Here is an 18,184-nt window from a genome sequence, read left to right on the forward strand (position 1 = left end):
GAAAAAATACCACGACACTCACCCCCGCAACAGCCCCCCCACAGACCTCGCCCAACCCCCCCCCGCCCTTCCCCCCCCCCCCCCCCCCCCGGGGCTCTGTCGCAGAGTCAGGCCCCTCGCGAGCCCGGGGGCAGGGCCGCGGGCTGGGTGCGCCCGGAGTGCCGGCCCACCCGCTGCCAGGACCCGAGGCCGCCGCTGTGCGTGCCGGTGCCGCTGACGTGTCCGGTGGCCCCGCCTGTCACGGCGAGACCGGTGGAGAAACCGGCGGAGTGGCCGGAATGGCCGCCCAGCGGGAGACGGCTGCCGAAGAGCCCGGTGCCGAAGGCCATGAAGCCGAGATTCTCCTCGCCGCTCCGATCACCCGGCAGCGCCCGGAACGAACGGCGGTACTCGGAGTACAGCGCGTCGTAGATCGGGGTGTGGGACTGACCGCCCGAGGGGTCCTGCGAGGGCCGCATGGCAGGAATCGGGCTCGGGCGCTGGTGGGAGGAGTCGTATGAGTGCACGTATGTGCCAACGACCCCGGTGTCCGTCGGATGCGGGCGCGGCGGAGAAATCGCTGTTCGCCGCTGGTGCGAGGGGCCGCCGCCCATGATCAGGTGCCGGCCAGCGGCATCGCGGCGGCCACCAGGAGCCCGTCGGCCGCGGCCTTGTCCAGAGCGTCGCGCAGCAGGTCCTCGCGTGGCTGCTGGCCGATCGATCCGGCGGGGGCGGCGAAGACGAGGACGGTCTGCGACTTGTTGGCCGCGGTCCGCCAGCCCTCGGTGACCTGGAGCGGGGCGTGCGCCTGCCACCAGGCGACCGGTGCGCCGCCGGTGCCCGGCTGGAGCACGGCGTGCAGCTGGCCCATGGCGAGCAGGATCGACCAGCCGTGCAGCACGGCGGGCACCTGGTCCATCCGGTGGACCGGGTGGAAGCCCTGTTCCAGCAGGAGCTGGAGGAATTCGTCGCCCCGGCTGCCGTCCGTGCCCGGACGGGTGATCGCCGCGGTCGGCTCGACGACGAGGGCCGGGTGGAGCTCGTCGTCGATCAGGACGAGGCCGCTGGTGATCCCGAGGACGGCCTGCTCGGCGGGGAGGTTCTGCGGCTGCGCCGCGCCGCTGGCGGAGCCCTCGGCGCCGGTGATGCTGCGTACGGCGCCCTGCAGCTGCTCCTCGGAGACCTGGACCACCTGCGAGGGGATGCACGTCGCGTGGGCGAAGGCGAGGACGGCGGTCTCGTCGCCGACGAAGAGCACCGTGCTGGTGCGTTCCTGCTCGGAGTCGCCGGGGGTACGGCAGGAAGTGCAGTCGTAACTGCCCGGGGCGTTGTCGCCGACGAGCAGCCGGTCGGCTTCGGCGTCGCCGATCTCGGCGCGTACGTCCTCGCTGACGTCGAGCATGCGCGGCACGGGTGGCTCCTCGAACTCGGTGCGTGCGCCGGGCGGTTCCCGGCTCATGGAAATGACAACGGGCGAGCCGCAGCCGGGGTCACGCGAGAAAGGGAACGTAATCGAACCAACCGGCGCAGAGGGTGAATCTCGGGATCCTTGAGGCTGATTTGAGGGTATTTTTCCTGACCTGGTGGGGTGCGATGTGGTCGACTCGATCACGGGCCGGTGCGCCGATACATCGACAAAGCGGGAAAGCGGGTGAGTTTACGGCTGACCGAAATTCGCCCCTACGTGGAGTGAACCGTCGACCGGCCTGCGTCGTCCTGCCAAGTGCAGCCTGCCGCTGACCAGCCGAACCGGGAGACATGGCGTTTCATGCACATTTCTTTCCTGCTCCACAACGCCTATGGAGTCGGGGGCACGATCCGCACGACGTTCAATCTCGCCGGGGAGCTGGCCGGGCACCATGACGTCGAGATCGTGTCGGTCTTCAGGCACCGCGACGTCCCCGCGCTGGGCGCCCCCGAAGGGGTGCGCATGAGCCACCTCGTCGATCTGCGGAAGAAGAGCCCGACATACGACGGCGACGCCGCCGAATACGCCCGCCCCGCGACCGTGTTCCCGCGCGGCGACAGCAGATACCGGCAGTACAGCAGGCTGAGCGATGCGCGGGTGGCGGGCCATCTGCGTTCCCTGGAAGCCGACGTCGTGGTCGGGACCCGGCCGGGGCTCAATGTGCACATCAGCAGGCAGGCCCGCCGAGGCCCGGTTCTGATCGGGCAGGAACACCTCACCCTCGACAGCCACGGCTACCGGCTCCGCCGCGAGATCGGGCACCGCTACACCCTGCTCGACGCGATCACCACCGTCACCGAGGCCGACGCCCAGGCCTACCGGACCGGGTTCAAGCTGCCCGGCGTACGCATCGAAGCCATTCCCAACAGTGTGCCCGCGCCGACGGTCGCGCCCGCCGACGGCGACCACAAGTGGGTGATCGCCGCGGGCCGGCTGCACAAGGTCAAGCGGTACGACCTGCTCGTCCGGGCGTTCGCCGACGTGGTCGCGGTCCGGCCGGACTGGCGGCTGCGCATCTACGGCGGCGGTGACGCGACCGGGAACGAACGAGAGGCGCTGCTCACGCTCGTCGCCGAACTCGGCCTGCACAACCACGTGTTCCTGATGGGCCCGGTCAATCCGCTGGAGGCCGAGTGGCCCAAGGGGTCGATCGCCGCGGTCACTTCGGACCGCGAGTCCTTCGGCATGACGATCGTGGAGGCGATGCGCTGCGGGCTGCCGGTCGTCGCCACCGACTGCCCGCACGGCCCCCGCGAGATCATCGACGACGGCACCGACGGACGGCTGGTGCCCGTCGGTGACACGGCGGCGGTGGCCGACGCCCTGCTCGGACTGATCGAGGACGACGCGGCGCGGCACCGCGCGGGGCACGCCGCGCTGGCCGCTTCGCGGCGGTTCGACCCGTCGCGGATCGCCGAACGCCATGAACGGCTTTTCACCGAACTCGCCTCGCGGGGCCCGCGCGACCGCTCGCACGGCGCGATGGGCACCACGCTGCACCGCGCCCGGGGCGCCGTGCTGGACGGGGCGTACGCCCTGCGCTACAAGGCAGCCGCCGCGATCCGCAAGGGGAAGACCGCATGACCGCCTCCGCAGCACGAAGGACACCGCGGGCCGACTGCGCCGTGGGACCCGACGGCGGGATCACCTTCGACCTCGACCTCCGCCGCGGCGAGGACGAGGAGGTGCCCGAACTGCTTCTCCGGCTGCGCGGCGCCAAGGGTCCGGACGGCGACGGCAGGACCTTGCGGCTTTCGCTGAGCCCGCTGCGCGACGGCCGGCTGCGCGCGGTGCTGCCGGGGACCACGGAAGCCGCCGAGGGCCGCTGGGACGTCTACCTGCGGGAGCCGGGCGCGGGCGACGACGGGGCGGTGGCCGTCGAGCCCGGGATCAGGGACCTGCGACTGCTCGTCGACCACGCGCCGGGGGCCGGGCGGATCGCGGTCCGTATCCCGTACCCGACCCTCGACGGCCGGCTCGCCGTGCGCTGCTGGCTGCGCGCACCGCACGCCGAGGCCGGACCGGTGACCTTCGACGGGACCGGGATGACCGTCGAGGGCACGCTGTACGGGACCGGTCTCGGCACCGACGCCCGTGTCGAGGCGCGGCTGCCCGGAGCCGACGGCCGGGTCCTGCGGGTGCCGGTCACCGGGCAGCCGGGCGGCTTCGCCTTCACGCTCCCCCTCGACCGGCTGGCCGGCGGGGCCGTCACCGCGCAGCAGCTGTGGACGCTCTGGCTGATCCCGGGGGCGGAGGGCGAGCCGGCCGGCGGCGTACGGATCTCCCGCATCCTCGACGACATCTGGGACCGCAAGAAGATCTTCGTCTACCCGGGCCGCAGCGCGGGGGAGGGCAATCGGGCCACCCCCTGCTACTCCACCGACAACGACCTCTGCGTACGGCTCGAACCGGAACCGGCGCCTTAGGCCGACCGGCAATTGGGCCTCTCGTCCGGATCAGGCCGGGCTCGCGTGCCCCGGACCCCGCCAGGGGTTGCGGACGCGGGCTGTCCGCAACCCCTGGCAGACTCGCCCCATGTTGGAGACCTCGGCACGACTGCTGCGTCTGCTCTCACTGCTCCAGGCGCACCGCGACTGGTCCGGCGCCGATCTCGCCGATCGGCTCGGAGTCACCCCGCGGACCGTCCGGCGTGACGTCGACAAGCTGCGCGAACTGGGCTACCCGGTCAACGCCAGCCCCGGCACCGGCGGCGGGTATCAGCTCGGCGCCGGTGCCCAGTTGCCGCCACTGCTCCTGGACGACGAGGAGGCCGTCGCCGTCGCGGTCGGCCTGCGCACCGCGGCGGGCAACGGCGTCGAAGGCATCGGAGAGACCTCCGTACGCGCCCTGGCCAAGCTCGAACAGGTGCTGCCGGACCGGCTCCGGCGCCGGGTGAACGCGCTGAACACCTTCACGGTGCCCTTGCTCCGCGGGCCCGGTGCGTCGGTCGCCGACGCGGGTGTCCTGACCGAACTCGCCGGGGCCTGCCGGGACGCCGAACGGCTGCGCTTCGAGTACCGGGACCACTCCGGCTCCGTCTCGCGGCGGACCGTCGAACCCCACCGGCTGGTGTGCACCGAGCGCCGCTGGTATCTCGTCGCCTGGGACCTGGACCGCGCGGACTGGCGTACGTTCCGGGCGGACCGGATCACCCCCACGCCGCCGCACGGACCGAGGTTCGTCCCCCGTGACGCACCCGCCGAGGATCTGGCCGCCTATGTCTCGAAGGGGATCTCGACGGGGGTGTACCCGGCGCAGGCGGTGGTCCGGCTGAAGGCGGGGATCGAGCGCGCGGCCGAGCGGGTCTCGCCCTCGGCCGGGGTGCTGGAGGCGGTCGACGCCGACACCTGCCTGCTGCGCACCGGGGCCGCCACCCTGGACGTGCTGGTCATCCACGTGATGATGCTCGGGATCGACTTCGAGGTGGTCGAACCACCGGCGCTCCAGGACGCGATCAGGGCGGCGAGGGACCGGCTGTCCAGGGTCCTGGAGTGAGCCCTGCCTGCGACAACGCCATACGGGCGGTCGGGGTTGCCCGCTATACCGGTGGCAGTCGACGGCCACCCCCGTGCCCCGGCGCGAATATTGTGACCAGAGGATAAGGCTGCCATAAGGAAGCGTGAATTCCCGGCGACCTGCTCATTTACGCAGGTTATTCGGCGCGGGAATTCCACCCGCTCGACACGGGATATTCCGCTCCGATTACGGGCCTTCCGCGTGATCGTTTTCCGGCTTGTGTGATTACTGTGTGTCCGGTCCCCGGGGTGCGGGTTCGGGTGGCGTGATTCATACGGCGCGCGTGTCGTGATCCTGTGACACAAGCGTGACCGGCAGGGAACGTGGGGATGCCCGGCGGCGGCAGGCGCCCCGGCTTCCGTCGCCGCCCGCGGCCGCCTACGGTGAGGTGCATGGCACCCATACCGACCCCTCCCGCCCAGCCCGACGACGCCCCCGGTGAGTACGTCGGCCTCGCCGCCGACGCCGCCGAACGGCGGGCCCGCAGACATGGCTGGACCACCGTCAGATCCCTGCCGCCGGGCGCCATCATCACCATGGAGTTCCGGAGCGGACGGATCAACTTCGAGGTCGACGACGCCGTCGTCACCCGCTGCTGGCTGGGCTAGGCCTCCCGCGACCCGGGCCGCCCGGCCCCGGACCCCCGGACATGAGCGAAGGCCCCGACTCCGGTCGGGGCCTTCACTCATGTCCGGGAGCGGCTGTGCGTACCGTCCCCGTGATCGCCGGAGCCTCAGCCGCCGGTCACCGGGCGGGCCGGGCTCGTGCCGCCGCGCGGTGTGCGGTCGGCGTGCGGCGGGCGCCGGCTGCCGACCGGGGTGACCGGGGTCCGCTCCGAGCGCACCAGATGCGTCGGATGTGACGAGTACGCGCGCGAGCGGGTGCCCGTGCCGCCCCCGGCCGCCGCGACGACCGGCTCCAGTGCCGGGCTCTGTGCCGGGGCGCCGCCGTCCGGCTGCGGCGGCAGTGTGGTCCTCGGGCCTCCGGCCGCGACGGGCACGGAGGGAACGGGACGGCCGAGGCCCCGCAGGTTGTCGCGCTGGGCGAAGATCCATGCCTCGGCCCGGGTGATCAGCGGCTCGACCCAGGGCAGGCCCAGCATGATCAGCAGCCCCGCGGCCCAGCCCAGCAGGACATCGCTGAGCCAGTGCGTACCGAGATAGACGGTGGTGAGGCCGACGCCGAGCGAGACGATGGCCGACATGGCCGAGAGATAGCGCCGGGCTCGTGGGGTGGTGGCCAGATAGGCGAGGATTCCCCAGGTCACGACCGCGTTCGCGGTGTGGCCGGAGGGGAATATATCGCCGCCGGCGAAGAGTTCGGCGGAGCCGATCTGGGTGGCGTAGTGCGGGCCGAGACGCCCGAGGCCGATCTTGACCGCGCCGACCGTCACATTGAGCAGCAGCAGCGCCGCGCCCAGCGTCAGCAGCGGCCGCAGCGTGTGCTGCCGCCAGGAGCGCCAGCCGAGCCAGCAGGCGACCATGGTGGCGGTGGGCCCGCGCTGGCCGAGCACGATGTAGTAGTCGAGGAAGGCATGAATTCCCGGCCACTGCTGATACGGCCGGAAGAGCATGACCTTCCAGTCCAGGGCCACCAGCCAGGACGAGACCAGCACGGCAATGACGATGGCGAGATAGAACGCCAACGTCCCGCCGAAGAGCGCGATGCGGTGACGGCTCATCCGCGGTGGCTCTATCTTCGGCGGCTCCGGCTCCCGGTCCAGCCGGGCAAAGATGTCGGTACGCACCCAATCGACGTTACAGCGAGTTAGTGCGAGACCAGGTCGATCCGGTCTCTTTGTGATGACGATGTGATGTGGACTATGTCTCAGCAGAGTCTTAATTCCCGATCCGCGTAAGCAACTCGGCGGGCCTTCGCGCTATTGATTTCGCACGCATTTCGGAAGGGTGTTTGGATGCGGGCAGAAAAGCGCAGGAGGTGCCGGTATGAATTTATCCGGGCCCGCCGGGAGGCGGAACGGACGGTGCCGGTCCGGTCACCGGCCGTTTTCGGCACGGGCCCGGCGGGTGCTCCGCGGGGGTGGCCGAGTACCGTCCTGTGCCGGGTGTGCAGGGCGTCCTCGCAGGTCCGGGCGGCGGGTCGGCGTGGCGTACGCCACACCCCGTGGTCCGAACGGGTATGAGGTGGACCACGTGTGGGGGCTCCGAACTCGCGTACGCTGACGGACCACTCGCCCGTCGATGCCGGGCCATGAGGAGCGGCGAACCGCCGCGTCCCCGGTTGGCCCGCCGAGCGCGAGGGACCTTTTGGGAGGTACATGCATGTCCGGGACGACCACAGCCCGACTCCGGCTGCGCTCAGCAGCCGACGGTGCCAATCGATGGGTCGTCCTCGTCGTCCTCTGCCTCAGCCTCCTGCTCGTGGCACTCGACGCGACCGTGCTCCACGTCGCCGTACCCGCCGTCACCGAGGACCTGCGGCCCAGCGCGGTCGGTCTGCTCTGGATCGTCGACGCCTACCCGCTGGTCTGTGCCTCGCTGCTGATTCTCTTCGGCACCCTCGGGGACCGGGTCGGCCGCCGCCGCATCCTGCTGCTCGGCTACGCCCTCTTCGGTGTCGCCTCCGCGATCGCCGCGATGGCCGACAGCCCCGGCGTACTCATCGTGGCGCGTGCCCTGCTCGGGGTGGGCGGCGCGATGATCATGCCGGCGACGCTGTCGATCCTCCGGCAGGTCTTTCCCGACCGGCGCGAACGGGCCGTGGCGATCGGCGTCTGGACCGCGGTCGCCGCCGTGGGCGCCGCCACCGGTCCGGTCATCGGCGGCTTCCTCGTCGAGCACTTCTGGTGGGGCTCGGTCTTCCTGATCAACGTCCCGCTGATGGCGCTGGTCCTGCCGGTCGGACGGCTGCTCCTGCCCGAGTCGCGCGGCAGCCACGACGGCCCGTGGGACGTGCTGGGCGCGCTGATGGCCGCGGCCGGAGTGCTCGGGGTGGTCCTCGGGGTGAAGCGGGCGGGCACCGGTGAGGGAGTGCTGAGCCCGGCCACCCTCGCCCCGCTGCTGATCGGGGCGGTCCTGCTCATCGTGTTCGTGCGCCGTCAGAAGCGGCGTACGCATCCGCTGATCGACATCGGGATGTTCGCCAGGCCCGCCTTCTCCACCGCGGTGGGATGCATCGTCCTCGCCATGCTGGCCCTGGTCGGTCTTGAGCTCATAGCCGTGCAGTACCTCCAGCTCGTCCTCGGCCTGAGCCCGCTCCAGACCGGTCTGCGGCTGCTGCCGCTCACCTTCGCCGCCATGGCCGCGGGCGCCACCGGCTCGTACACCCTGCGCCGCGTCGGTCCGCGCCGGATGGTCGGCTGGGGCTTCGTGCTCACGGCGGTCTCGGTGCTGATCCTGACCGCGATGGGGCAGCACGACCGGCCCGCGCTGCTGACGGCGGCCTTCGTCGCCCTCGGCTTCGGACTCCAGACCACGCTCTTCGGGGCGTACGAATCCATGCTCAGCGAGGCCCCCGCCGACCGCGCGGGCGGGGCGGCGGCGATCGGCGAGACCTCGTACCAGCTGGGCGCGGGCATGGGGATCGCCCTGCTCGGCAGCGTCATGAACGCCGCCTACACCCCCGGGCTCTCGAAGCTTCCCGAAGCGGGTGTCCCGGCCGGGGCCCGCGCGGCCGCCGCCCACTCGCTGGGCGAGGCCTACCAGGTGGCGGACCGGCTGGGCGGTCCGCTGGGCGCGGTGCTGCGCTCCACGGCGCGCCATTCCTTCATCACGGGGCTGCATGTCACGCTGCTGGTCAGCGCCGCGCTGCTGCTGCTCGGGGCGCTGGCCGCGCTGCGGCTGCCGCGGGTGATGGACTGCCCGTCGCCGGCGCTCGACGATCCCGAGCGGACCGACGCGAGCGAGCCGCGCGAACACCGCCCGGCGCACGAGACCCCCGCCCCGGGCCGTGCGCAGCTGCCCCTGCCGCGGCCCGCCCGGCGCCGACCCGCCGAGGCGACCGGCTCTGGACGGGCGGCACACTGAGCCGTAACGTCGGTGCGACGCCATAACTAACACTGCTAGTTTTAGCATCGCGCGAGCCGCCGGAGGCACACTCATGTCCACCACCGAGTCCTCGAAGCTCCCACCGTTCGACCCCGCCGACCCGATCGGCATCGACGACCTGCTCGACGACGAGGACCTCGCGATCCGCGGGGCCGTCCGGGGCTGGGCCGCCGACCGCGTCCTGCCGTACATCGCCGAGTGGTACGAGAGCGGCGAACTGCCCGGCATCCGCGAGCTGGCCCGTGAGCTCGGTTCGCTCGGCGCGCTCGGCATGTCCCTCCAGGGATACGGTTGCGCGGGCGCCACCGCGGTCCAGTACGGACTGGCCTGCCTGGAGCTCGAAGCGGCGGACTCGGGGATCCGCTCCCTGGTCTCCGTACAGGGATCGCTCGCCATGTACGCCATCCACCGCTTCGGCTCCGAGGAGCAGCGCGGGCGCTGGCTGCCGGGCATGGCGGCCGGCGAGATCATCGGCTGCTTCGGCCTCACCGAGCCGGACCACGGCTCCGACCCGGCCGGGATGCGCACCCATGCCAGGCGCGACGGCGGGGACTGGGTGCTCACCGGCCGCAAGATGTGGATCACCAACGGCTCGGTCGCCGGGGTCGCCGTCGTCTGGGCGCAGACCGACGACGGGATCCGCGGATTCGCCGTGCCGACCGACACCCCCGGCTTCTCGGCGCCCGAGATCAAGCACAAGTGGTCCCTGCGCGCCTCGGTGACCAGCGAGCTGGTCCTCGACGAGGTGCGGCTGCCCGCCGATGCCGTGCTCCCGGGCGTCACCGGACTGCGCGGCCCGCTGAGCTGTCTCAGCCATGCCCGCTACGGCATCGTCTGGGGAGCCATGGGTGCGGCCCGTGCCAGCTTCGAGGCGGCCGTGGACTACGCGAGGACCCGGGAACAGTTCGGCCGGCCGATCGGCGGCTTCCAGCTCACCCAGGCCAAGCTCGCGGACATGGCCGTGGAGCTGCACAAGGGCATCCTGCTCGCCCACCATCTGGGCCGGCGGATGGACGCGGGCAGGCTCCGCCCGGAGCAGGTCAGTTTCGGAAAGCTCAACAATGTGCGGGAGGCGATCGACATCTGCCGTACCTCGCGCACGATCCTCGGCGCCAACGGGATCTCGCTGGAGTACCCGGTGATGCGCCACGCGACGAATCTGGAGTCGGTGCTCACCTACGAAGGAACCGTGGAGATGCACCAGCTGGTGCTGGGCAAGGCGCTCACCGGTCTCGACGCGTTCCGGTAGACCGGTCCGGCGAGCGCCCTGCTCAGCTCTGGTTGAAGAAGCCGTCGGTCCGCCGGCCGGCGGCTTCGGTGACCACCTGGGTGTCGGCCGGGGTCAGCAGGAAGACCCGGGTGGCCACGCGCTCGATCGAACCGCGCAGTCCGAAGATCAGCCCGGCGGCGAAGTCCACGACACGCTTCGCGTCCGTGGGGTCCATGGTCGTGAGGTTGACGATCACCGGGACGCCGTCCCGGAAGAGCTCTCCGATGGCCCGCGCGTCCCGGAAACTGTCCGGGGTGACGGTGGCGATCCGGCGGCCCGTCTCCTCGGCGGCCTCCGACGCGACCTGCACCCGGGGGTCGGTCACCCAGCCCTGACCGGCCCCGGTCTGCGGGCCCTCGGCGTACTCGTCGTCGTAGTACCGCTCGTCGTTGTCCTCCACGAGGCCCAGCCAGGCACTCGCCTTGCGCACCGATCCCATGGACGCCTCCTCTCACCGCGGTTCCGTGGTGTTCCGCATCTCTTTCGTGTCCCTATGGTCGTCCATGATGCGGATCGTGCGCCAAGTGGATAGTCGGCGCGCAGGGGATTCGTGACGGTACTGGTGCAGAAGATATGGCGATTCGTCAGGGTTTCTCCCGCATAGGGAGTCTGAAAGAAAGAAAATATGATGCCCCGGGCCGTACGGGTGACATGGGGGACGTACGGGTGAACGGGGTGCTCGATACGATGCACGCCGCGCGGCCGCACGAGCTGGGCGCACAGGTGAACGACTCTCGGGGGATCGTCGTGTTCGGAATAGTCAGGCCCTGCGCCCATCGGTTGTCCGAGGGGCTCAGGACCGAGTGGATGGCCCATCTCTGCGGGCTCTGTCTCGCACTTCGGTCCGATCACGGGCAATTCGCCAGGATCGTAACGAACTATGACGGACTGATTGTTTCTGTTCTGACGGAGGCTCAGGCCGAGCGCACCACCGGATGGCGGCGCACCGCGGGGCCCTGCCCGCTGCGCGCCATGCGGACCGCCCCGGTCGCCCGCGGCGAGGGAGCCAGGCTGGCCGCCGCCGTCTCCCTGGTGCTGGCCTCGGCGAAGGTCCGGGACCACGTCGCGGACGGGGACGGCCTGTTGAGGCGCCGCCCGGTGGCCGCCGCCGCACGCCGGGTCGCCGCGGGCTGGGACCGGGCCGGCGCGCGCACCGGCGCACAGCTCGGCTTCGACACCGCCCTGCTCGTGGACGCCGTCGACCGGCAGACCGGCATCGAGCTGATCGCCGGGCCCGGCACCCCGCTGCTCACGGTCACCGAACCCACCGAGACCGCCACCGCGGCCGCCTTCGCCCACACCGCGGTGCTCGCCGACAAGCCGCAGAACGCGGCACCGCTCGCCGAGGCCGGCCGCCTCTTCGGGCGGCTGGCGCATCTGCTGGATGCCGTGGAGGACCAGGAAGCTGACGCCGCGTCGGGTGCCTGGAACCCGCTCACCGCGACCGGCACCTCGCGCGCCGAGGCGCGACGGCTGTGCGACGACGCGCTGCACGGCGTACGGCTGGCGCTGCGCGACGCGGAGTTCACCGACGGCAAGCTGGCCCATGTGCTGCTGGCGCACGAACTGCGCCAGTCGGTGGACCGGGCCTTCGGCACCACGGCTTGCTCGCACCGGGCGGGCGGCGTGCTCCTGGACGGAACTGGCGGCCCGTCAGCCGTGCGGCCGGCCGGGTCCTTCGGGCCGGTGCCGGGCAATCCGTACGCGCCGAGTCCGGGCGGTCCCGCCGGTCCGCCGCAGCCCCCGCCCGAGCCGCCGCGCGACCGGCGCGGCCTGATCATGGGCTGCCTGGTGTGGGCGGGACTGGCCTGCACCTGCCAGATGTGCTGCGGCACGTTCGACGACCCGTGGAGCCATCAGCGCCGCGACGGACTCTGCAACCAGTGCGACTGCGGCGACGCCTGCGATGCGTGTGACTGCTGCAGCAACTGCGGGGACTGTTGCGATTCATGCGACTGCTGCGACTGCGACTGCAGCTGCTGAGCCGGGCGCCCGCCTCTGTGGCCGCTCCTCGCCTCTGCGGCCGGGCGCCCGCCTTCATGGCCGGGCGCCCGGCCCGGATCACTTGATCTCGGGCGGCGAGATCTGCGAGGTCCTGATCGCCGACGCGCCGATGCCCCACTTCTTCAGGATCCGGTCGTAGGTGCCGTCCGCCTTCAGGCCGTTCACCGCGGCCTGGAAGGCGGGCGCCAGCGGGGTGCCCTTCTTGAAGGCGAAGCCGACGTCGAGGCGCTTGAACTCATTGAGGAAGCGCACGCCCTCCTGCTGCCCCACCGCGTACCGCAGCCCGTTGATGGTGGACATCACCACATCGCTGCGGCCCTGCTGGAGCGAGGCCCAGGTGGCGCCCTGGTCGTTGTACGTCTTCACGTCGTACGGCTTGCGGCCCGCGTCGGTGCACAGGTGCCGGTTCTCCTCCAGGGTCACCTCGAAGGTGGTGCCCGCGCCGGTGCCCACGGTCAGGCCGCAGAGCCGGGTGAGATCGGTGACCTTCTTCAGCTTGCTGTCGTCGCGGACGGCGAAGCCCTGGCCGTCATTGATGTACGTGACGAAGTCGATGGTTCTGCGGCGCTCCTCGGTCACCCCGAAGTTCCCGGTGCCCACGTCGTACTTTCCGCTGCCCAGCGCCGGCAGGATCGCCTCGAAGGAGGCCACCTCGCGGGTGAACCTCAGCCCGAGCTTCCTGGCCACCGCGTCCGCGAAGTCGATGTCCGTGCCGGCCACCGTCCTCCCGTCCGCGAGGTAGGTGGCGCCCGGCGGGTTGCTGACGCTGGCGGCGATGGTCAGGGTCCCGGCGGCGCGGACGTCGGCGGGCAGCAGTTTCGCCGCGGCCTCGTCCTTGCGCACCGACGAGACCACATCGGTCGTCGGCACCTTTCCCCTGGCGGCCCCGTCCCCGGCGGCGCCGGCCGGTGCGGACGCCGGGTCGCCGGACCCGCACGCGGTGAGGGTGAGGGCGGCGACGGTGATCAGCGCGAAGGCAGCGGTGTGCCGGGTTCGGGGCATGGGTGTGGCTCTCCAGAGTCGTCGGCCGTGAGTGGACGCGGCGGGGCAGCACGTGGCGACCCCACGGTCGGGGCGAGGAAGGACGGCGGAGCGAGGGGAGGGGAGAACGGCGTTGTGTGTGAAGGCACGCGGGGAAAAGTGCTCAGGCGCCGGACACGGCGCGAGGCAGAGGCGCGGGGAGACGCAGGGGGTCAGCTCAACAGGAGGAGGACCACACGCGACCGAAGTCGATGTGGGAGCGCTTGACCAGCCACTGCTGCGAATGCATGGCCCAAGTGGAACAGGCATCCGGTGGCCCGTCAACTGAAGTGAGACGTACGGCTCATAGTGTGGACAGGCTTGACAACGCGTGGTGAACAGCGCTTACCTCGGGAGCGGACCGGCGCTGAGGGGCCCGGTCCACGTTGTGTTTCGGCTGAAGGCACGCCCCGTGTTCGATCTCTGCATCCACGGAGCCTTCGCATGTCCGCGCAGACAGATACCCTCCCGCACTCTCCCCCCGCCCCGCTCGGCAAGAGCGACGGAAGCGACCGGCTCCGGATCGTTCCGGTGCGCCGAACAGGCCAGTGGGCGGCGGCCGTCGCAGTCCTCGCGCTGCTCGCCCTGGCGCTGAACTCCGTCATCCGCAACGACGCCTTCCAGTGGGACGTCGTCGCCGAGTACTTCACCACCACCGCGGTCCTGCGCGGCCTCGGCCTCACCCTCTGGCTCACGGCACTGGTCATGGTGCTCGGCTTCGCCCTCGGTACCCTGCTCGCCGTTCTCAGACTCTCCGCCAACCGTGTTCTGCAGGCGGTCAGTTGGGGGTACATCTGGCTGTTCAGGTCCACCCCGATCCTGGTCCAGCTGCTGTTCTGGTTCAACATCGGCGCGCTCTACCCGGAGATCCTCGGCGTCCGTACGGTGAACCTCCTCGGCCCCGTCACGGTCGCCGTCATCGGGCTCACCCTGCACGAGGCCGCCTACGCCGCCGAGGTCGTCCGCGGCGGCATCCTCTCCGTCGAACGCGGACAGATCGAGGCCGCCCAGTCGCTCGGCCTGGGACCCTGGCGCCGGTTTCGCCGGATCGTCCTCCCGCAGGCGATGCGCTCCATCGTCCCGCCCGCCGGGAACATGCTGATCGGCACCCTCAAGGGCACCTCGATCGTCAGCATCATCGCCGTACAGGACCTGCTCTACTCCGTACAGCTCGTCTACCACCGCACCTATCAGGTCATCCCGCTGCTGCTGGTCGCCACCATCTGGTACGCCGTGGTCACCTCGCTGCTCGGCATCGGCCAGCACTACGTCGAGCGGCACTACGCGCGCGGCACGGCGGGTGCCCGATGAGCGGTACGCCGACGCTCGTCGTCATAGGCGCCGGACCGCGCGGCACCGGCCTGATCGAGCGCATCGCCGCCAACGCCCCCGACCTGTACCGGAACCGCCCGCTGGCCATCCAGCTCGTCGACCCGTACCCGCCCGGCGGCGGACGCGTCTGGCGGCACGACCAGTCGCCGCTGCTCTGGATGAACTCCATGGCCGAGGACGTCACGATGTTCACCGACGACACCGTCCGGCAGGAGGGGCCGGTCCGTCCGGGGCCCGCGCTGCACACCTGGGCGGCGGACATCCGGGACGGGCGCGCGACGCTTCCGGACGGGGCGGACGTCGAACCCGAACTCCTCGACGAGATAAAGACGTTGGAGGGCAGCGACTTCCCGAGCAGACGACTGCAGAGCGTCTATCTGCGCTGGGTGTACGAGCAGGCCGTGGCCGCCCTGCCGGAAGGCATCACCGTCCACTGGCACCGGGGCAGCGCCGTCCGTGTCACCGGGCCGCGCGAAGGCCGGCAGCGCGTCTGGCTGGCGGGGCGCGACACACCGCTGCTCGCCGATGCCGTCGCCGTCACCATCGGCCACCTCGACGCCGAACCCGACCCGGAACAGGTCGAGTTGGCCGAATTCGCGGACCGGCACGGACTCGTCCACCTGCCGCCGGACTTCACCGCCGACACCGATCTGACCGCGGTGCCGGCGGGCGAGCCGGTCATCGTACGGGGTTTCGGGCTCGCCTTCGTCGATCTGATGGTGCTGCTCACCGAGGGCCGCGGCGGACGGTACGAGGACGGCGAGTACGTGCCGTCCGGCAGGGAGCCCGTGCTGCACATCGGATCGCGCCGGGGCGTCCCGTACCACTCCAAGATCGGCTATGCCTGGGAGGGCGAACGGCCGCCGCTGCCGCGCTTCCTCGGCCCGGACCGGATCGAGGCGCTGCTGAGGACGGACCGGCCGGTCGACTTCCGGCGCGATGTGTGGCCACATGTCGACAAAGAGCTCGGCCATGCCCACTACCACCGGCTCTTCACCGCCCATCCCGAGCGCACGACGGGCGACTGGGCCGGCTTCGAGGAGAAGTACGCCGCCGCGGACCCGGCAGGACCCGAGCTGGCCACCCTCGTCGCGGCCGCCGTCCCCGACCCCGCGGACCGGCTCGACCTCGAAGCGCTCGACCACCCCCTGGACGGGGCGCGCTACCCCTCGTACGACGCACTGCAGGAAGGACTGCGCGGCTACATCACCGCAGACCTGGAACGCCGCCACGATCCCGCACACAGCCCGGACCTCGCCGTCTTCCTCGGACTGCTGTCCGCCTACGGGCAGTTGATCCGGCTCGGCGACATCGGAGGCTGGTGGCACGGCTTCTTCAGCCATCTCGCCTCCGGCCCGCCCGGACCCCGGCTGCACCAGCTCCTCGCGCTCTCCCGGGCCGGCGTCGTCCGCTTTCTCGGCGCCCGAATGACCGTCGAGGCCGATGAGCGGCGGGGCCTCTTCCTGGCCGGCAGCGCCACCGTGCCGGGGCAGCGGATAGCGGCCCGCACCCTGGTCGAGGCCCGGCTGCCCGACCCCACGCTGGAGCGCACCCGCAGCCCGCTGCTCCAGGAGCTGTACGAGGACGGGGCCGCCGCCACCGCCACCGGGCTGCTCTCGGTCGCCCCCGACAGCGGCCGGATCCTGGACCGCGACGGCAGGCCGCACCCGCGCCGCTTCGCGCTCGGCCCGTTCACCACCGCCCGCGCCGGCGGAGCGTTCACCCGGCCGCGCACCGGCGGCCCGGCCTTCCGGCAGAACGACGCCACCGCCCGTACGGCGCTCACGTTCCTCCGGAACCTCGCCTGTAGCGACGGCTGACCGCGCCCCGGTCCACCCTCCCGGCGCACGGCTCCCCACCCGCCCTCGTACACCGCAGCCCAAGGACCCCTCATGTCCCTCACCAGCGATCCACCCATCGACAGGGCGACCGGACCACGCGTCGCCCCGCCCACCGCCGACGACCACGACGCGCTCACCGTCGTCCCCGTGCGCCACCCCTGGCGCTGGGTCGCCGTCGCCGCCACCGCCGTCGTGCTCGCCCAGTTCCTGCACGGACTGGTCACCAATCCCGGCTGGGAGTGGGACGTCTTCGCCCGGTTCTTCACCGCCGAGACCATCCTCAAGGCCGTCTGGGTCACCCTCCAACTGACCTTGTACGGCACGGTTCTCGGCTTCGCGCTGGGCATCGTGCTCGCCTTCATGCGGCTGTCGGCCAGCCCGTTCCTCGGTGCGGTCGCCTACGCGTACATCTGGGCGTTCCGCTCCATCCCGCTCATCGTCCAGCTGCTCTTCTGGTTCAACCTCGCCTATCTCTACAAGGAGTTGCAGTTCGGCATCCCGTTCGGGCCCGGCTTCTTCTCCTTCGACACGATGAACCTGGTCGGTGCGATGAGCGCGGCCGTACTCGGGCTCGCGCTGCACCAGGCCGCCTACGCGGCGGAGATCGTCCGGGCGGCGTACTGGCGGTGGACGGCGGCCAGTTGGAGGCCGCCGCGGCGCTCGGGATCCCCCGGCACCGGCAGCTGCGGCGGATCGTGCTCCCACAGGCGATGCGCTCCGTCCTGCCGAACGCCGCCAACGAGATCATCTCGCTCTTCAAGGGCACCTCGATCGTCTCCGTGATGGCGATCGGCGAACTCTTCCACCAGGTCCAGGTCGTCTACGGACGCAACGGCAGGGTCGTGCCCCTGCTGATGGTCGCGACGGTCTGGTACATCCTCCTGACCACCGTGCTCTCCGTCCTCCAGCACTACGTCGAACGTCACTACGCCAAGGGGGCCGCGCGATGAGCAGCACCACCGAAGACACCACCCCGACCCCGGACGCCATGGTCGAGATCCGCTCCGTCCACAAGAGCTTCGGCAGTCTCGAAGTGCTGCGCGGCATCGACCTGTCCGTACGCCCCGGAGAGGTCACCGTCGTCCTCGGCCCGTCCGGCTCCGGCAAGTCCACGCTCCTGCGCACCGTCAACCACCTGGAGAAGGTCGACCACGGCTGGATCAGCGTGGACGGCACCCTGGTCGGCTACCGCAGGGACGGCAACAAGCTGTACGAGCTCCGCGAGCGCGAGGTGCTGCGCCAGCGCACCCGGATCGGCTTCGTCTTCCAGAACTTCAATCTCTTCCCGCACCTCACCGTGGTGGAGAACATCATCGAGGCCCCGGTCGCCGCCCTCGGCCGCCCGAAGAAGGAGGCCCTCGCCGCCGCGGAGAAGCTGCTCGCCCGGGTGGGGCTCGCCGACAAGGCGGGGGCCTACCCCAAGCAGCTGTCCGGCGGGCAGCAGCAGCGGGTCGCCATCGCCCGTGCGCTGGCCCTCGAACCGAAGCTGCTGCTCTTCGACGAGCCGACCTCGGCGCTCGACCCCGAGCTGGTCGGTGAAGTCCTCGACGTCATCAAGGATCTGGCGCTCCAGGGCACCACCATGATCGTCGTCACGCACGAGATCGGCTTTGCCCGCGAGGTCGCCGACACCGTCGTCTTCATGGACGGGGGACGGATCGTCGAGCAGGGCGCCCCCGGCGACGTACTCGACCGTCCGAAGCACGGGCGCACCCGCGCCTTCCTGTCCAAGGTCCTGTGATCCCCG

Annotated in this window: 15 protein-coding genes and 1 pseudogene; 11 read left to right on the forward strand and 5 right to left on the reverse strand. The window is 71.3% G+C overall.

What is annotated here, in order from left to right; genetic code table 11:
* Positions 1–107 precede the first annotated feature (107 nt).
* Both ACFV8T_RS10375 and ACFV8T_RS10380 read right to left on the reverse strand, forming a co-directional pair.
* Positions 108–458: a hypothetical protein gene (locus ACFV8T_RS10375; protein ID WP_385326307.1), complete on the reverse strand. Its 351-nt coding sequence runs from the start codon at positions 456–458 to the stop codon at positions 108–110.
* A gap of 137 nt (positions 459–595) precedes the next feature.
* Positions 596–1,390 (reverse strand): hypothetical protein, encoded by a 795-nt coding sequence (locus tag ACFV8T_RS10380; RefSeq protein ID WP_385326803.1) that lies wholly within the window; start codon positions 1,388–1,390, stop codon positions 596–598.
* Between the two features lie 357 nt (positions 1,391–1,747).
* Between ACFV8T_RS10380 and ACFV8T_RS10385 the strand changes: the two genes are divergently transcribed.
* From ACFV8T_RS10385 to ACFV8T_RS10400, 4 genes are all read left to right on the forward strand, one after another.
* On the forward strand, positions 1,748–3,031 hold the full coding sequence (locus ACFV8T_RS10385) for a glycosyltransferase family 4 protein (protein WP_385326309.1): 1,284 nt from the start codon (positions 1,748–1,750) through the stop codon (positions 3,029–3,031).
* Positions 3,028–3,873, forward strand: a complete 846-nt coding sequence (locus ACFV8T_RS10390) for a transferase (protein ID WP_385326310.1) — start codon at positions 3,028–3,030, stop codon at positions 3,871–3,873. The genes ACFV8T_RS10385 and ACFV8T_RS10390 overlap by 4 nt, the downstream gene beginning before the upstream one ends.
* A gap of 109 nt (positions 3,874–3,982) precedes the next feature.
* Positions 3,983–4,942 carry a helix-turn-helix transcriptional regulator gene (locus ACFV8T_RS10395; RefSeq protein WP_385326312.1) on the forward strand — a complete coding sequence of 320 codons (960 nt, stop codon included), beginning with the start codon at positions 3,983–3,985 and terminating at the stop codon, positions 4,940–4,942.
* 413 nt (positions 4,943–5,355) lie between these two features.
* Positions 5,356–5,571: an I78 family peptidase inhibitor gene (locus tag ACFV8T_RS10400; protein WP_385326314.1), complete on the forward strand. Its 216-nt coding sequence runs from the start codon at positions 5,356–5,358 to the stop codon at positions 5,569–5,571.
* Positions 5,572–5,696: 125 nt separating this feature from the next.
* Here ACFV8T_RS10400 and ACFV8T_RS10405 read toward each other — a convergent pair whose 3' ends face one another.
* Positions 5,697–6,710, reverse strand: coding sequence for a phosphatase PAP2 family protein (locus ACFV8T_RS10405; RefSeq protein ID WP_385326315.1), 1,014 nt, complete (start codon positions 6,708–6,710; stop codon positions 5,697–5,699).
* 535 nt (positions 6,711–7,245) lie between these two features.
* Here ACFV8T_RS10405 and ACFV8T_RS10410 point away from each other — a divergent pair.
* Both ACFV8T_RS10410 and ACFV8T_RS10415 read left to right on the forward strand, forming a co-directional pair.
* Positions 7,246–8,949: an MFS transporter gene (locus ACFV8T_RS10410; protein WP_385326317.1), complete on the forward strand. Its 1,704-nt coding sequence runs from the start codon at positions 7,246–7,248 to the stop codon at positions 8,947–8,949.
* Positions 8,950–9,022: 73 nt separating this feature from the next.
* Positions 9,023–10,219: an acyl-CoA dehydrogenase family protein gene (locus tag ACFV8T_RS10415; RefSeq protein WP_385326319.1), complete on the forward strand. Its 1,197-nt coding sequence runs from the start codon at positions 9,023–9,025 to the stop codon at positions 10,217–10,219.
* Positions 10,220–10,241: 22 nt separating this feature from the next.
* Here ACFV8T_RS10415 and ACFV8T_RS10420 read toward each other — a convergent pair whose 3' ends face one another.
* The gene (locus ACFV8T_RS10420; RefSeq protein ID WP_385326321.1) at positions 10,242–10,679 is read right to left on the reverse strand and encodes a cell division protein SepF; all 438 of its coding nucleotides are present in this window, start codon (positions 10,677–10,679) and stop codon (positions 10,242–10,244) included.
* A 308-nt stretch (positions 10,680–10,987) separates the two neighbouring features.
* On the opposite strand from ACFV8T_RS10420, the gene ACFV8T_RS10425 reads away from it, so the two are divergent.
* Entirely contained in the window at positions 10,988–12,223 is a 1,236-nt protein-coding gene (locus ACFV8T_RS10425) for a DUF5685 family protein (protein WP_385326323.1), read from the forward strand.
* Positions 12,224–12,301: 78 nt separating this feature from the next.
* Here ACFV8T_RS10425 and ACFV8T_RS10430 read toward each other — a convergent pair whose 3' ends face one another.
* Positions 12,302–13,246: an ABC transporter substrate-binding protein gene (locus ACFV8T_RS10430; RefSeq protein WP_385326324.1), complete on the reverse strand. Its 945-nt coding sequence runs from the start codon at positions 13,244–13,246 to the stop codon at positions 12,302–12,304.
* Between the two features lie 462 nt (positions 13,247–13,708).
* On the opposite strand from ACFV8T_RS10430, the gene ACFV8T_RS10435 reads away from it, so the two are divergent.
* The 4 genes and pseudogenes from ACFV8T_RS10435 to ACFV8T_RS10450 all read left to right on the forward strand — a co-directional run bounded on the left by ACFV8T_RS10435 (position 13,709) and on the right by ACFV8T_RS10450 (position 18,178).
* Positions 13,709–14,575 (forward strand): amino acid ABC transporter permease, encoded by an 867-nt coding sequence (locus ACFV8T_RS10435; protein ID WP_385326326.1) that lies wholly within the window; start codon positions 13,709–13,711, stop codon positions 14,573–14,575.
* Positions 14,572–16,416 carry an FAD/NAD(P)-binding protein gene (locus ACFV8T_RS10440; protein ID WP_385326327.1) on the forward strand — a complete coding sequence of 615 codons (1,845 nt, stop codon included), beginning with the start codon at positions 14,572–14,574 and terminating at the stop codon, positions 16,414–16,416. Before ACFV8T_RS10435 ends, ACFV8T_RS10440 begins: the two co-directional genes overlap by 4 nt.
* Positions 16,417–16,488: 72 nt before the next feature.
* A pseudogene (locus tag ACFV8T_RS10445) lies at positions 16,489–17,387 on the forward strand (amino acid ABC transporter permease).
* A 38-nt stretch (positions 17,388–17,425) separates the two neighbouring features.
* On the forward strand, positions 17,426–18,178 hold the full coding sequence (locus ACFV8T_RS10450) for an amino acid ABC transporter ATP-binding protein (RefSeq protein ID WP_385326805.1): 753 nt from the start codon (positions 17,426–17,428) through the stop codon (positions 18,176–18,178).
* Positions 18,179–18,184: the final 6 nt, after the last annotated feature.

Origin of the sequence: Streptomyces sp. NPDC059832 (assembly GCF_042731715.1) — a bacterium.
GTDB lineage: Bacteria > Actinomycetota > Actinomycetes > Streptomycetales > Streptomycetaceae > Streptomyces.